The following is a 13,071-nucleotide window of genomic DNA, read 5'->3' as shown; positions in this document are numbered from 1 at the left end:
AATTGTTACATAGAAATAGAGACGTGAAGTAATTAGCTTATCAAAATCTGGGCAGATGCGTTAGTATAGAACGGCGCGTTTGCCCAGATTCTATTTACACCTAGCAAAACACCTTTCTTATGGTTCAAGACATTGTCGCTAAATACAAAGAACTATACCGCCTGGACCCTGTGGTGGTACGCTCTCCGGGTCGCGTCAACCTCATTGGTGAACATACTGACTATAACAACGGCTTTGTGCTGCCGGCCGCTATTAACAAGGAGATTTACTTCGCCTTGGCCCCCAACGGCACCAACATGTTCAATGTCTACTCTTATGACTTGGAGGAGACCTCTTCATTTGACCTGAGTAACGTCCAGAAAAGTGACATTAGGTGGGCCAATTATCTGCTGGGCGTGATAGCCCAGTTACAGAAGGCCGGCCATACCATCAAAGGCTTTAACCTGGTGTTTGGAGGCGATATTCCCATTGGGGCGGGACTGTCCTCCTCCGCGGCGGTGGAGTGCGGACTGGCCTACGGCTTGAACTACCTGTATGCCCTCAACATTGAGAAGTTTGACCTGGTGAAGATGGCGCAGAAGGCCGAGCACGAATATGCCGGCGTGATGTGCGGCATCATGGACCAGTTTGCCAGCATGTTCGGTAAGTATGACCGCGTAGTGAAGTTGGACTGCCGCTCCTTGGAGTACCACTACTATGACCTGGACATGCACGATTACCGCATTGTGCTTTTGGACACCCAAGTCAAACACTCCCTAGCTTCTTCTGAGTACAACACCCGTCGCCAGGAGTGTGAAACAGGCGTGGCCATCCTGCACCAGCATTACCCAGAGGTGCATAGCCTGCGCGATGCTACATTAAAGATGCTGGCCCAGCACCAGGCTGAGTTTGACCCCGTGGTCTACAAGCGCTGCAAGTATGTGGTAGAAGAAAACCTGCGCGTAGAAGCCGCTTGCCAAGATTTGGAACGCAAAGACATGGCTGCGTTCGGGCAAAAGATGTTTGCCTCGCACCAAGGTCTGCAACATGACTATGAGGTTAGCTGTCCCGAGCTGGATTTCCTGGCAAACCTTGCCAAGAAAAACGAGGCCGTTCTGGGCGCACGCATGATGGGCGGCGGCTTTGGCGGCTGTACTATTAATTTGGTCAAGTTGGACCAGGTAGGCCCTTTCATCCAGCAGATGGAAGACGCCTATGAACAAAAGTTCGGGATTAAAATGAAAGCCTACATAGCCGAAATTGTGAACGGTAGCAGCCTCGTTTCTAGCCCAGTTTCCTGAAAACAGGCCAAAAACGACAAACCCATTCACTAAATCATTCCATCAATCCATCACTCATTGCCTCATGGAGTCTTTTGATTTAAACGACCATTCGCATAGAAGATATAATGCCCTCACCGGCGACTGGGTGTTGGTATCTCCGCATAGATCCAAGCGCCCGTGGCAGGGACAGCAGGAAACGGTTGCCAAAGAGGAAAGGCCGGCCTATGACCCCACCTGCTACCTATGCCCGGGCAACCTGCGCGCCAACGGCGAAACCAACCCAGACTACCTGTCCACGTTTGTGTTCACCAATGACTTTGCCGCCCTGCAGTCAGAGACGCCCGCCGGTTCCTTCACCAAAGGTAGCCTTATCAAAGCCGAAAGCGAGCGGGGCATCTGCCGGGTCATCTGCTTCTCGCCGCGCCATGACCTGACCTTGTCCGAGATTTCGGTGCCGGAAATCAGGAAAGTGGTGGATTTATGGGAGGTGGAATACCTGGAGCTGGGCGCGCTGGACTACATCAACTACGTGCAGATTTTTGAGAACAAGGGCACGGTGATGGGCAGCAGTAACCCGCACCCGCACGGCCAGATTTGGGCGCAGAGCTCGGTGCCAGTAGAGCCGGCCAAAGAAACCGTGCAACAGACCCAGTACTATCAGGAAAACGGCCGAAGCCTGCTGGCAGATTACCTGGAATTGGAGCTGGAGGAGAAGACCCGCATTGTGCTGGAGAACGAGCATTTTGTCGCGCTTATTCCGTTTTGGGCGGTGTGGCCGTTTGAGACCATGATTATCTCTAAGCGCCATTTCCAGCATTTAGGACAAATGACCGATGCCGAAAAGGACGCCTTTGCCGCCATCATGAAACAGCTCTCTGAAGTCTACGACCGCCTGTTCCAGACCTCCTTCCCCTACTCGGCTGGCTTGCACCAAAGCCCCACCGACGGACACGACCATCCAGAATGGCACTTCCATATGCACTTCTACCCACCGTTGCTGCGCTCCGCCACCGTCAAGAAATTCATGGTGGGTTATGAGCTCATGGGCAATCCTCAACGGGACATCACCCCAGAAAGCGCCGCTGAACGGTTAAGAGGATTGGTATAACGTTTTTGGCTTGTTTTCTGGAAATCAGGTCAAAAACGAAAGAACACAAAGGGCTCATAGTTGCAGACACTATGAGCCGTTTCTTATTGAAACGAAGCTCTCTAAAGTTACAAATCTCCCTTGATGAGAGAATCTGCTACTAGGAGTAGAATCCCGTTTTCAGCCTCTTTTCACTAAAACAAGCCAAAAACGCTCCTCTCTACTACACCCGTTCATCCGTCACTACCGCGTAATGCGGGTCTTCCAGAATATTCACCTCAATCACGGCTTCAGCATTTTTCAGCAGGACTAGGCAGTCAGGGCTTAGGTGACGAAGATGTAGTTTCTTGCCGGCCTTCTGGTAGCGCTCGGTGAGTTTATGAAGGGCGTCAATACCCGACATGTCGGCTACGCGGCTGTCCTTGAAATCAATGATGACTTCCTGCGGGTCATCGGCTACATCAAACTTCTCATTAAACGCGGCCACAGACCCGAAGAACAATGGGCCGTACAGTTCATAGTGCTTGGTGCCATTGGTGTCTAGGTACTTTCTGGCCCGTATGCGCTTGGCGCTTTCCCACGCGAAGACTAGTGCGGAAATAATCACCCCGATCAAGACGGCCAGTGCCAGGTTGTGCAACCAGACGGTGATGGCCGCCACCAAGATACCCACAAAGACGTCGTGCCTGGGCATTTTGTTGATGATCCTGAAGCTAATCCACTCAAACGTGCCAATAGACACCATCACCATCACGCCTACCAAGGCGGCCATGGGTACTCGCTCAATGAAAGGTGCGCCCACCAGAATGATGACCAGAATGGTGAAGGCCGCTACAATGCCGGCCAGACGCGCTCTTGCTCCGGCAGAAAGGTTTACCAAGGTTTGGGCAATCATGGCGCAGCCGCCCATGCCGTAGAAGAAACCGTTCAGTACATTGGCTGTGCCCAAGGCCAGGCTTTCGCGGTTGCCGTTGCCGCGCGTACCCGTGATTTCATCCACCAGATTGAGCGTCAAGAGGCTTTCGGTGAGGCCCACGCCGGCCATGATCAAGGCGTACGGGAAAATAATCTGCAGCGTCTCCAACGTGAAAGGTATCTGCGGAACATGGAAAGGTGGCAGGCTGCCAGAGACGGAGGCAATGTCACGCACCAGTTTGGTGTCAATGTCAAAGCCCGTCACCACGCCAAATACTACCAGAATGGCCACCAGCGACGGGGGCACGGCCTTGGTAATCTTGGGCCACAGCAATACAATGGCAATGGTCAAAGCCACTAGTCCAGCCATGATGTAGAGCGCATCCCCAGACAACCAGCCTGTCTGGGTCTTGAATTGCTCCACCTGAGACATGAAGATGATAACCGCCAACCCGTTCACAAACCCAAACATGACCGGCTGCGGCACCAGCCTAATGAACTTGCCCAGTTTGAACACGCCCACCAGAATCTGCAGCCCTCCCGCCAAAGCCACCGCGGCAAACACATACTCCAGCCCGTGACTCTGACCCAAGGCAATGAGCACCACGGCTGTAGCCCCCGCGCCGCCAGAGACCATGCCCGGTCTTCCGCCCAAGACTGCCGTCACCAAGCCCATGATAAAAGCCGCATACAAGCCCACCAACGGCGGAAATCCCGCCACAATGGCAAAAGACAGCGACTCGGGAATCATGGTCATCGCCACAGTGAGACCAGCCAGAATCTCTTTCTTATACTCTACTTTCTGACTGAAATCAAACAAGCGTACAATGGGCTTCATTCTTAAGATTCAAGAAGGTACTAGAATGTTCAAATCTGACGCTACGCTACAAACTTAAATTACTTTTTAAGGCGTAAACCGTTAGCGGGCTATTGTACAGTGGTAAAAGACACCTGGTTTTAAGTCAAAGTGTTTTACAGTCAAAGCACTCACGGCGGCGTAAGCGCAAGAAACAAAGCAGAAAGATTTGCCCTGAAGGGCTCAAAAATACCGCTTTTCTCACGCCCTTTCAAACTCACTCGGCAGCCATAAATTATATCAGACTGGTTGTCAAGCAAATGACATCACTTTCGGGCTATTTTCTAGAAAAGAAGCAAAAAACGAGGCCGCCTGCTGCCATAATCCACAACAACCCAAATGCCTGCGCGTACACGATTGCCTAGCCTTTAGAATCTCCTTCTATGACCATATCTTTTTACGGCGCGGCCCAGACCGTGACGGGCAGTAAACACCTTGTTACCCTAGAAAACGGCAAACGCATTCTGCTGGACTGCGGCCTTTCACAGGGACAAGGCAACCGCTCAGATGACCTCAACCGCACCTTTGAGTTTGAGCCCGAAAACATTACCTACCTCATTCTGTCGCACGCGCACATTGACCACTCGGGCCTCATCCCCAAACTGGTGCAGGACGGCTACAACGGTCCAATCTTCTGCACGCCGCCCACGCTAGAGCTCTGTGAATTGCTCCTCAGGGACAGTGCTCGCATTCAAGGGAATAGTGGCGAGAGTGAAGGTGAGAAACCTCTGTACACAGAAGAGGACGTAGAAAAAGCTTTGGACTTGTTCCAAACCGTGCCCTACAATGAGACTTACCAGATAGACGAGGACATTGAACTGCTCTTCACCGACACGGGGCACGTGCTGGGCAGCGCTGCCATTAACTTAAGACTACAAGACGAAGGCCGCATCCGAACGCTCACTTTCTCTGGCGACATAGGCCGTTTCTCCAACCGCATCTTAAACAAGCCGCAGGAATTTCCGCAGGCCGAAATCATCATCTGCGAATCTACCTACGGCAACCGCGTACATGACAGCTTGGACAACACCGAAGACCGACTGGAGAAGATTGTGCGCGAGGTGTGCGTAGAAAGACAGGGCAAACTCTTGATTCCGGCATTTAGCATTGGCCGCACGCAGGAATTGATTTACTCCTTGAATTACCTGGCGGAGGAAGGCCGCCTACCCAACGTAAAAGTGTTTGTGGACAGTCCACTCTCAGTGTATGCCACAGACATTATGCGCGACCATACCAACTGTTTCAATGAGACTATGCTGGAATATATCAAGGAAGACCCAGACCCGTTCGGTTTCCCGCAGCTGAACTACATTACTGAGGTGGAGGATTCAAAAGAGCTGATTAAAATGGATGAGCCCTGCGTGATTATTTCGTCTTCGGGGATGATGAACGCAGGCCGCATCCAGCACCACCTCAAGAATAACCTGTCAGACGTTAACAGTGCGGTACTGGTGACGGGCTACTGCGAGCCTTCTACCCTGGGCGGCAAACTCACCAACGGCGCCGAGAGGGTGTTCATTCACGGTGAAGAAATAGAGGTACGCGCCCAGATGATTGAGATGAAAGAATACAGCGCCCACGGCGATTACGGCGACATCGCCAAGTTTCTGCATTGCCAGGACAAAGACCAAATTCAGAAAATCTTTTTAGTGCACGGCGAAGTACCGGTTATGAAACAACTCCAATCAGATCTGGAGGAAATTGGCTACCGGAACATTGAGATTCCGGAGTTCAGGTTGTCTTACGTAGTGTAGGTGACCCCAAAAAAGAAAGAGTCGTTTTCGGCCTGATTTCTGGAAACCAGGCCGAAAACGACTCTTTTTATGAAAAGCTGCTACAGAGCGGCTGAATTACTTGGGCAAAGGAGCGCCCACGGCTACGGCACAGCTATGGCCTGGCTGTCCATGGGGTGGGTTCATGCCCGGGGCGGTGGCTACCGGTTGCGGCGACACTTGCACAGGCTGAGGGGTTACTGGCACTGGTGTTGGAGTTGGATTGACCGTGGTGGTGGTTGGCAAAGAAGCCTTCGGGGCCGAGTTAAGCGGCGCGCCTACCTCAATGTCGCAACGGTGTCCCATCTGTCCGTGTGGCGGATTAAGGCCGGCTACGGCTTTACCAGAGTCTCCTGGCGCAGGCGTAGAGGCGAAGTTGATGGGCTGCGGCGTGAAACCGTCTTTGCCATTCGTGCTTTTCTTATCTGCTGAACAAGCCATGCCCAACACAGCTACTGCCACTACCAAGATTTGATTGGTTATTTTCATGATTGCTTATTTGTATGATGCGCCTGACGGGTGCTTTTGGTATGGCAACAGAACAGGAATTCCTTAAAGAAAGTTTGCAGCCCCAATAATTGGTTTAACGGCTCAAAGATAAGGCTTTGCCAGCAAGATATCTTATGTGATTTGGGGCTGTTCTCTAATTGTAATTATCCGAAAGTAAACATCCCAAACTTATCTCCAAGAACTGAGTACTTTTAGCCAAACCTTTGTGCCACTCACTCATATATAGTGTCCCTATGGAAAACCAGAATCTAGGCCAAACGCTTCCGCCGGCAAAGCCTTCCTTTAAAGAGGCATTTTTGTTCTGGCTCAAGTTGGGGTTCATCAGTTTTGGCGGTCCGGCGGGGCAGATTGGCATCATGCACCAGTATGTGGTGGAGCAGAAGCGGTGGGTGTCTGAGTCTAGGTTTCTGCACGCGCTTAACTACTGCATGCTCCTGCCAGGCCCCGAAGCCCAACAACTGGCCGCCTACCTGGGCTGGCTGCTGCATGGGGTGAGAGGCGCTTTGACGGCGGGTATTCTGTTTGTCCTGCCATCGGTGTTCATCTTGTTGGCCTTGAGTTCTGTGTACGTGACCTATGGGACCATTCCGTGGGTGGCGGCGCTGTTCTACGGCCTTAAACCGGCGGTGGTGGCCATTGTCTTGGTGGCGCTGTTCAAAGTAGGCAGCAAATCTTTAAAGAGCTGGTTTCATTACCTGGTGGCTGCCCTCAGCTTTACCTGTATTTTCTTTTATCAAGTGCCTTTCCCCTTGATTATTCTCTGTACCATCCTGGTGGCGTTTCTTCTGATGAAGGTGCACCCCAGTTTGCTGGAAAGCAAAGCCACTCCCGCCGAAGCTCTGGCCAATGAACAAGGCTATTATCTCAACGCGCAAAGTCAGGTGCACCAGGCAGACTCGGGGCTCAGAATTCCAATTGTTCGCTTAGTCATTACCCTTGTATTATGGAGCATTCCCCTTGGCTTGTTCTATCTGCTCACCTCAAAATTTGCTTTCTGGCAGACGCTCATCATCTTCTTCAGTAAGGCGGCCTTGGTAACGTTTGGCGGAGCCTACGCCGTGCTGCCGTATGTGGCGCAGGTAACGGTGGAGCAGCTAGGCTGGCTCACCAAGTATGAAATGATTGACGGACTGGCCCTAGGCGAGACCACGCCCGGGCCGCTGATCATGGTCCTGGCGTTTGTGGGCTTCATGGCGGGCTATCATGAGTATGGGGGCTCGCTGGCCATGGGCGCCTTGGGTCTGCTCACTACTACGTTCTACACGTTCCTGCCCTGCTTCCTGTTTATTCTGGCCGGCGCGCCCTTGATTGAAAGAACTAGAGACAATGCCCATGTAAAGGGAGTTCTAGGCGTGGTGACGGCTGCAGTAGTTGGGGTTATCTTGAACCTGACGGTGTATTTTGGGAAAGCGGTCTGGTTCCCGAAGGAAACCTCCTTAGCCGGCCTTGACTATTTTACCTTGGCGTGGACGTTGATTTCCTTTATAGCCATGTTTCGGTTTAAGGTAGGCATGATGCTGTGGATATCCATCAGTGCGTTGGCGGGGCTGGGATATTATCTAGTGACGGGTGGCGCCTGACAGATTACTGCTGACTAGGAGATTTTAGCGGATGCGTCAGCATCACCCAGGCAAACAAAGCCGCGAAGAGCAAATACCCGCCGGTCAGCACCCACCCTTCCACAGATCCGTTGCCATGCAGTTGGGCCTTGAACAGTGCTACCCCCCCCACCAGAAAATGGGTGAGGTTGCCAATGGCCACAGGCCGCGCGTAAATCCCGCCAATTAAGATACTCTTGGCCATCCAGTTAAGCATCGCGAAGCCAATGTACAAGGCCCCAGCCAACTGCAGCATCAACCCCATCTCGGGGTCAACCGTCTTCCCGAAATACGCCAGAATCTCCACCGGCAGAAAGGAAAAGGCCACGCCCAGAATGGCCATGCTCAATGCACTTGCCGTCATGATTAGTTTAGTAGACATAGCCGTTCCGTTGGTAAGAAGTTAAGAATTTCCAGTATGCGCGGTGGTCAACGCTCTTTTATTAAAGATACGCATCTTTCACTGAATAGCCCGATGCGTTTTCAGGCTACTTTCTAGAAATCAGGCTAAAAACGCAGAGTAGCAATGTTGCTCACTTATAACTAGTGACAAGTGCTGCTACACTTACTTCCCTACAATCAAGAGTCAATTTTAACCTTTTGCCCAAAAAAGAGTATTCAGATAATACAATAGTCTCTGATGAACAAAGGCTACACGACCAGACCAAACACTAAAACTATGAAAACGCTAAAGGCATATTTATTCTCATTACTCCTAGTAATGTCGCTTACTCTTTCCAGCTGCGAAGTGATAGGTGACATCTTTGAAGCCGGCATGTGGACCGCCGTCATTATCATTGTCCTAATTGTGCTTTTGATTGGCTGGCTCTTCCGGAAACTCAGAAGATAGTCAACCCAATCATTTACAGGCTGCTTTTCTGGAAGTAGCCCTAAAACAGAAGAAGGCCACCTTTGCAGGTGGCCTTCTTCTGTTTATGCATTCATGTGGTACTTATTGCTTTGCAATTCTGCAAGTGCTACGGCCAGCGCCGTTCTCCACCTGCAGGTAGTACATACCCGCCTTTTGTTGAGTCAAATCCAGTTCTAACGGCTGTCCCTCTACTAGCACAGTCTCTTGTTTTGAGATGATTTGGCCGTTTCCGTTCAACAAGGTGATAACTGCCGTGCCGCCTTGGCCTCTGCCCGCCTCTAAAGACACCTTGCCTGTAAACGTTGGGTTTGGATATGCTTTTACAATGCCTACCGCTAAAGAACCGCCCTGTGCATTTACCGCAATTACTTTAGAAAGCTCAAACTTGCCGTCTACGTCCACTTGTCTCAAGCGGTAATACACCGTTCCAGACAGTGACTGACCGTCTACAAACTGGTATTTGATTAAGGTGCTGCTGTTGCCATTCCCTTTCACTTTCCCAACGCCAACAAACGTCTTGCCATCTAAGCTTCTCTCTACCTGGAAGTACGCATTGTCTTTCTCAGTAGCCGTTGACCAATTCAGCGTTACGCCAACAGCAGTAGATTTGCCAGTGAAAGATACAAGGGTAACAGGAAGTGGATCAAGGCCCATGGCCTGCGTTGTTTGCAGAGCATAATTTCCTGCATCAGTACCACTTATTGCAATACCTGTCACGTCAATAGTCTTGGCACCACTAGTTTGATCTATTACATATTTAGCTGTGGCATATGAATAAATTATAACATCATTTCCCTGTTTATCTGTTGAGAACAAGCTAACAATTGGATCTCCATTAGACGTTGTCTTATTCTCGCTTAGAACGGTTACCGCAAGATTTCTTGGAGTAACGTCTGCTTTAGGGGAAAACAACTCAAGCGTATAATTGTCTAAATCTGCTGCGGCACCTGACAATGTGTAGCCAGACACAGTTGCAATTTTGCCAATGCCTACGTTCTTATCTAAGAAAGCGGCCGTAGCAGTAGTGGTTCCAGCTAAGGATATTTTACCTACATCTGTACCAATCAAGCCTTCTAATACCGCTGTACCTGTAAGGGCACAAGTTGTGGTGGCATCATATGTTCTGCTAACTCCACTAACTCCAGAAATGGTGAGCGTCTTACGCGTGATATTTGCTGTAAGCGATGTAACGGGCTGAGAAATGGAATAGTTATTCGCTGCTGTACCTGTAATTGAATATAATCCTGAAAGACTAACAGACTTGCCTGTCCCAACATTCGCATTATTGAAAGCGGCAGTTACTTCAGAAACTACAAGCGTTACATCATCATTGGTTACTGTATTTAGCAAAGTAGCACCTGACAATTCACATGAGGTAAGGCCATCGTATTCTTTTGAAGCAGCCAATATACCCGTAATGGTTAGTGGCCTTTGTGTGATGTTTGCGGTCTGACCCGTAGGTTGCGTTAAAGTATAGTTACCAGCATCTGTACTGCCTAGGCTATAGCCTGTTACAGTCAGTGGCTTACTAGTTCCAATGTTTTTATCAGCAAAAGCAGTAGACGCTGAAGAGGCAACTACAGTTACAACGTCGCTTCCCACTATTCCAACTAATGTTGGGGTACCAGAAAGTGAACCAGTGGTGGTCCCATCATATATTTTATTAACTCCTGTAAGACCAGAAATAGTTAATGATTTGCCTGTAATAGCTCCTGTTATGCCAGTTGGCTGGGTCAAGGTGTAATTGCCAATACCTGCGCCAGTGATGGTATAACCCGCCACTGTGATGGTTTTGCCAGTTCCAACATTCTTATCAGAGTAAGCGGCAGTGGCACCAGCGGCACTAAGAGTAACAGCATCTGGAGAAATTACTCCTACTAAACTTGCAGCTGGAAGCGTGGCAGAGGTAGTACCATCATACACTTTTGTGATACCTGCCAAGCCAGAGATGGTAAGTTCTTTGGCAGTGATGTTAGCTGAGAGACCGGTTGGTTGAGTCAAGGTATAGTTACCTGCATCAGTACCTGAAATAGTATAACCTGATACAGTAATGGCTTTACCTGTCCCAATGTTTTTGTTTACGAAAGAAGCTGTAATGCTTGCACCACCAAGAGTAACCGCGTCTGGAGTGATTATCCCCACTAAGGTTGCAACACCTGAAAGCATAGCAGATGTCGTACCATCATACATTCTGGAAACACCAGAAACACCAGAAATAGTTAAAGCCTTAGTTGTAATGTTAGCTGTGAGCGTAGGCTGGGTAAGGGTATAATTACTTGCCCCCGTACCTGAAATCGTATAGCCTGTTGCAGTTACGGTTTTACCTGTGCCAACATTTTTGTTTGCAAATATGCCTGTTGCGCCTACAGCTGATAAAGCAACAACATCACTGTTTATAACACCTACCAAAGTTGGAGTGCCAGATAAAGTACCTGTTGTACCACCATCGTACACTTTATTTACTGCTGTAGCACCAGTAATGGTTAAAACTTTGGGGTTAATCACAAAACTGGAGCTTACTGCAGAAGTGTAGTTGGTAGCGGCGGCTGACAACACCTTAGTGCCTGCCGCAGAAGATAAAAGGTTAGAAAACGTAGCCGTACCATTACCACCTGCAGTGCCAATATTAACTACGTTGTTAGTTAGAGTACCATTACCTGATGAAAAAGTTAAGGTAACGTTTAAGGAAGAAGCCAAGCCTATTATACTAGGATTGCCATATTGATCTTGAGTTTGAATCACAGGCACACCAGAAATGGCAGTGCCATACGTAGAAGTTGCCGGCTGGGTAGTAAATCCTAGTTTTGTCACCGTTCCTACTCCTTGTGAAAGTGTCCCTAAGGAAGTAGTACCTGTTATACTTGAGGTTATGTTACCAGTACTAGGTACAATGGCACCATCCGTTGCCTTTACCTGCAAGCCCGCGATATTAATTCCGTCTATTTTGTTTACACCGTTATTATTTCCCTGAAGATTGTAAGCAAAGCTTACAGTAATAGTAGATGCTGTGATACTTAAATTAGTAACGTAAAAGTCACCAGACTGACCGTTAGTAGGAATAACTGTTACAGTCCCCACACCAGGATTAAACGTCCAGTTAGATGGAGCGCTTATTACTAATGAAGTAAACGTAGAAGGAGTAAAATAAGCGGCTTGAGGCTCTTGAAGAATGATAGTTGATAGCGAAGTGAACGTTCCTCCGACAGGAGTGGTTGAATTAGCAGCCTTATCCACTGATAGACCTGTACCACCAGTTGCAGGAGTGACTGTAACTTGTGCATCTACTTCTAAGGAAACCCCTAAAAAAAGAACTAAAGCAAAAAAGATCAGAAAAAATTTAGCTGAGATAAACCTACTTAATAATTCCTTTCCCTGCTTTTTCTGAACTAATGAGTTTGACGTGTAAAAATGTTGCATAAAAATGATCTAAATGTGTCAATTCAAAAAGGTTTAGTACATAGCGAGGGACTTTTTGTACTTCCGATGCAATTTCCACAATCATTTTTATCAATTCATCCTATAATTTTATTGAACTTTTTCATGACATAACTTATCCACTCATTCTAACTACTAAACAGTATTAATTTTATTTAATATATTATAAATTTAGCAATAAGTATTAAGGAAATATTTCTACATATAGCTTCCACATATTTAAATAGCTTAAAATCATATATTTGGATTAGACTATATTAAAAATCATGAATTGCATTATTTAATTTAAAAAAAACAAAAAGTTCTTTATTAAATACATAACCTTTTTTGCAGCTATTATTTTCATCATATATTTAATGATATCGTTTTATTAGAAATATTATAAAATAAGAGGTTTTAAAGGCATTCAATTGAACGAAAATCCGTTATTTCTGGATAAATCAGGAGCATTTATCATAAAACTATGTCCCGACATTGAGTTTGCAACTACCAGAAAAGCAAGTATTTAAAAGACCTAATATATTTTGGATGGCATGTCGTGCATACTTTTGCTTCAAAACACCTAAATGCAACAGTTCATCTGAATAAAATCCAAAACCAACTATTTCATAATATTGATAACCAACAAGTTATACTTCATAAAATCATAGATTTAGATAATAAGTAGGAACATTATCAGATGGCTACTTTCGTAACTTCAGAATATGAGTGAGTGAGGCTAAACTTGTGAATTTAGAATTGGCAGAAAGAGTGTTTTGCTGCCTA

Annotated in this window: 9 protein-coding genes; 5 read left to right on the top strand and 4 right to left on the bottom strand. The window is 47.9% G+C overall.

What is annotated here, in order from left to right:
- Positions 1-119: 119 nt before the first annotated feature.
- Both TH61_RS08425 and TH61_RS08420 read left to right on the top strand, forming a co-directional pair.
- Positions 120-1,280, top strand: coding sequence for a galactokinase (locus tag TH61_RS08425; RefSeq protein ID WP_066508245.1), 1,161 nt, complete (start codon positions 120-122; stop codon positions 1,278-1,280).
- A gap of 64 nt (positions 1,281-1,344) precedes the next feature.
- Complete coding sequence (locus TH61_RS08420; protein WP_066508244.1) at positions 1,345-2,370, top strand: UDP-glucose--hexose-1-phosphate uridylyltransferase; 1,026 nt, start codon at positions 1,345-1,347, stop codon at positions 2,368-2,370.
- A gap of 202 nt (positions 2,371-2,572) precedes the next feature.
- Here the strand turns inward: TH61_RS08420 and TH61_RS08415 are convergent, their stop codons facing one another.
- Entirely contained in the window at positions 2,573-4,102 is a 1,530-nt protein-coding gene (locus tag TH61_RS08415) for a SulP family inorganic anion transporter (protein ID WP_066508243.1), read from the bottom strand.
- A gap of 401 nt (positions 4,103-4,503) precedes the next feature.
- Here TH61_RS08415 and TH61_RS08410 point away from each other — a divergent pair, with 401 nt between their 5' ends.
- Positions 4,504-5,874, top strand: a complete 1,371-nt coding sequence (locus tag TH61_RS08410; RefSeq protein WP_066508242.1) for an MBL fold metallo-hydrolase RNA specificity domain-containing protein — start codon at positions 4,504-4,506, stop codon at positions 5,872-5,874.
- A 96-nt stretch (positions 5,875-5,970) separates the two neighbouring features.
- On the opposite strand, the gene TH61_RS08405 is transcribed toward TH61_RS08410, so the two are convergent.
- Positions 5,971-6,381 carry a hypothetical protein gene (locus tag TH61_RS08405; protein ID WP_066508240.1) on the bottom strand — a complete coding sequence of 137 codons (411 nt, stop codon included), beginning with the start codon at positions 6,379-6,381 and terminating at the stop codon, positions 5,971-5,973.
- 254 nt (positions 6,382-6,635) lie between these two features.
- Here TH61_RS08405 and chrA point away from each other — a divergent pair, with 254 nt between their 5' ends.
- Entirely contained in the window at positions 6,636-7,982 is a 1,347-nt protein-coding gene (gene chrA, locus TH61_RS08400; protein ID WP_066508239.1) for a chromate efflux transporter, read from the top strand.
- A 4-nt stretch (positions 7,983-7,986) separates the two neighbouring features.
- Here the strand turns inward: chrA and TH61_RS08395 are convergent, their stop codons facing one another.
- Entirely contained in the window at positions 7,987-8,382 is a 396-nt protein-coding gene (locus TH61_RS08395; protein WP_066508238.1) for a hypothetical protein, read from the bottom strand.
- Between the two features lie 297 nt (positions 8,383-8,679).
- Between TH61_RS08395 and TH61_RS18235 the strand changes: the two genes are divergently transcribed.
- Positions 8,680-8,850: a hypothetical protein gene (locus TH61_RS18235; RefSeq protein ID WP_197464121.1), complete on the top strand. Its 171-nt coding sequence runs from the start codon at positions 8,680-8,682 to the stop codon at positions 8,848-8,850.
- Positions 8,851-8,952: 102 nt separating this feature from the next.
- Here TH61_RS18235 and TH61_RS08385 read toward each other — a convergent pair whose 3' ends face one another.
- On the bottom strand, positions 8,953-12,288 hold the full coding sequence (locus tag TH61_RS08385; protein ID WP_066508234.1) for a YDG domain-containing protein: 3,336 nt from the start codon (positions 12,286-12,288) through the stop codon (positions 8,953-8,955).
- Positions 12,289-13,071 lie beyond the last annotated feature (783 nt).

This window comes from Rufibacter sp. DG15C (assembly GCF_001577755.1).
Taxonomy (GTDB): Bacteria; Bacteroidota; Bacteroidia; order Cytophagales; family Hymenobacteraceae; genus Nibribacter.
Note: the sequence above shows the minus strand (reverse complement) of the source record. Positions and strands in the feature narration are given on the sequence as shown.

Excerpts from the sequence above, each read along its gene's own strand:
- TH61_RS08410 (WP_066508242.1), top strand. The coding sequence starts at position 4,504 with ATGACCATATCTTTTTACGGCGCGGCCCAGACCGTGACGGGCAGTAAA.
- TH61_RS08415 (WP_066508243.1), bottom strand. The coding sequence starts at position 4,102 with ATGAAGCCCATTGTACGCTTGTTTGATTTCAGTCAGAAAGTAGAGTAT.
- TH61_RS08385 (WP_066508234.1), bottom strand. The coding sequence starts at position 12,288 with ATGCAACATTTTTACACGTCAAACTCATTAGTTCAGAAAAAGCAGGGA.
- TH61_RS08420 (WP_066508244.1), top strand. The coding sequence starts at position 1,345 with ATGGAGTCTTTTGATTTAAACGACCATTCGCATAGAAGATATAATGCC.
- TH61_RS08405 (WP_066508240.1), bottom strand. The coding sequence starts at position 6,381 with ATGAAAATAACCAATCAAATCTTGGTAGTGGCAGTAGCTGTGTTGGGC.
- TH61_RS08425 (WP_066508245.1), top strand. The coding sequence starts at position 120 with ATGGTTCAAGACATTGTCGCTAAATACAAAGAACTATACCGCCTGGAC.
- TH61_RS18235 (WP_197464121.1), top strand. The coding sequence starts at position 8,680 with ATGAAAACGCTAAAGGCATATTTATTCTCATTACTCCTAGTAATGTCG.
- TH61_RS08395 (WP_066508238.1), bottom strand. The coding sequence starts at position 8,382 with ATGTCTACTAAACTAATCATGACGGCAAGTGCATTGAGCATGGCCATT.
- chrA (WP_066508239.1), top strand. The coding sequence starts at position 6,636 with ATGGAAAACCAGAATCTAGGCCAAACGCTTCCGCCGGCAAAGCCTTCC.